Source organism: Aphanothece microscopica RSMan92, from assembly GCF_046613545.2.
In the GTDB taxonomy this organism is placed as follows: Bacteria; Cyanobacteriota; Cyanobacteriia; order PCC-6307; family Cyanobiaceae; genus NIES-981.
Genome location: NZ_JBKKKY020000157.1, coordinates 1 through 1,767, shown reverse-complemented (window position 1 = coordinate 1,767; position 1,767 = coordinate 1). Strand labels below are relative to the sequence as shown.

Below are 1,767 nucleotides of genomic sequence, written 5' to 3'. Positions count from 1 at the left end.
GGACGTGACGCTGTCGCCGGTGATGGGGCGGTATCTCACCTACCTCGCCAATCAGCGCGAGGATGCCGCCGGCACCCGGACCCCGGACGAGAATTACGCCCGCGAAGTGATGCAGCTCATGTCGATCGGGCTCTACGAGCTGAACCTCGACGGCACGGTCCGAACCGACGCGAACGGCAACCGCATCCCGGCTTACACGTCCCGCGACATCTCAGAGCTCGCCAAAGTGTTCACCGGGCTCAGCTGGTGGCACCCGACGCCGACCAACAGCACCTTCTTCGGCGGCAGCCGCCAGGCCGACGCGTTCGTCCGGCCGATGATCTTCTATCCCCAATATCATTCGCTGGGATCGAAGACGTTCCTCGGTGTCACCATCCCCGCGCGGACCGCCGCGACGCAGGAGACGATGCGCGAGGACCTTCGCGTCGCGCTCGACACGATCGCCAACCATCCCAACGTCGCCCCCTTCATGGCGACCCGGCTGATCCAGCAGTTCGTCACGTCCAATCCCACCCCCGCCTATGTCGAGCGGGTGGCCCGGGTGTTCAACAACAACGGCCAGGGCGCGCGCGGCGACATGGGGGCGGTGATCCGCGCCGTGCTGACTGATCCGGAAGCGCGCAACATGGCCAACGCCGACAACCCCGCCTTTGGCAAGCTGCGCGAACCGGTGATCCGCATGACCAACTGGATGCGGGCGTTCGGGGCGACCTCGGCGAGCGGCAACTGGCTGATCACAAGCACGTCCAGCAACCAGTCGCTGGGGCAGTCCCCGCTGGCCAGCCCGTCGGTCTTCAATTTCTGGCGGCCGGGTTTCGTGCCGCCCTCGACCACCCAGCTCGGCTCGCGCAACCTGCGAGCGCCCGAGATGCAGATCGTCGATGAAGTGTCGGTGGCGGGCTACGTCAACACGATGCAGGGCGCGATCGCCAATGGGATCGGCGTCTCGACGGGGGGCGTGCCAGACGTGCGCGCCAGCTACGCCGACGAACTGGCGGTCGCCGATGATGGGGCGGCGCTGGTTGATCGGATGAACCGGCTCCTGTTCTACGGCCAGATGCCGCCCGTAACCCGGACCCGCGTCCTGGAGGCGGTGAACTCGATCGCCATTCCGGGCGGAACCGCCACGCAGGCCCAGATCGACGCCGCGCGCCGGAGCCGGGTCAACACGGCTGTCCTGCTGTCGATGGCCTCGCCCGACTACCTCGTTCAACGCTGAGACAGGAGACGACCCATGGCACTCCAAGACGCCACGCGCCGCCACCTGCTGAAGATGGGCGGAGCCTTGTCGGTTTTCGGCGCGGCAGCCCCATTCGCAGCCCAACTGACCACCATGAGCTCGGCCGCCGCCCAATCGGCGCCGGACTATCGCGCCCTCGTGTGCCTGTTCATGTTCGGCGGCAACGACGCCCACAACATGCTGCTCGCCACAGACTCTGACAGCTGGGGCCGCTATTGGTCCGCGCGCAACATCGGCAATGACCCCATCGCCCTCATGCCGGTTGGTACTGCCCCGGTGGCGGCGGGCGCCACGTCTCCGCTCACGGGGCGCGTCTCCTCGCGCAGCGTGCCGGAGTTCTTCGGCGGCGTTCTGCCGATCACGCCGCGCACGCCCAACCCGATCCCCGCCGGCACCAATGCGTCGGCGCGCACCTTTGCGATCCACCCGGTGATGGCCCCGCTTGTGCCGCTCTGGCAGGCTGGGCGGCTGGCTGCGGTCACCAACGTCGGTCCGCTGATCGGGCCCACTACCAAGGCGCAGTATCA

Annotated in this window: 2 protein-coding genes; both read left to right on the top strand. The window is 67.7% G+C overall.

The features are described 5' to 3' along the window. Nucleotides 1-1,219: DUF1800 family protein (locus tag ACLD7X_RS16570; RefSeq protein WP_411424787.1), on the top strand; the 1,219-nt coding region annotated here is incomplete at its 5' end. A gap of 15 nt (nt 1,220-1,234) precedes the next feature. Further along, nucleotides 1,235-1,767, top strand: a 533-nt coding sequence (locus ACLD7X_RS16565; protein WP_411424786.1) for a DUF1501 domain-containing protein, incomplete at its 3' end; no start/stop codon positions are given.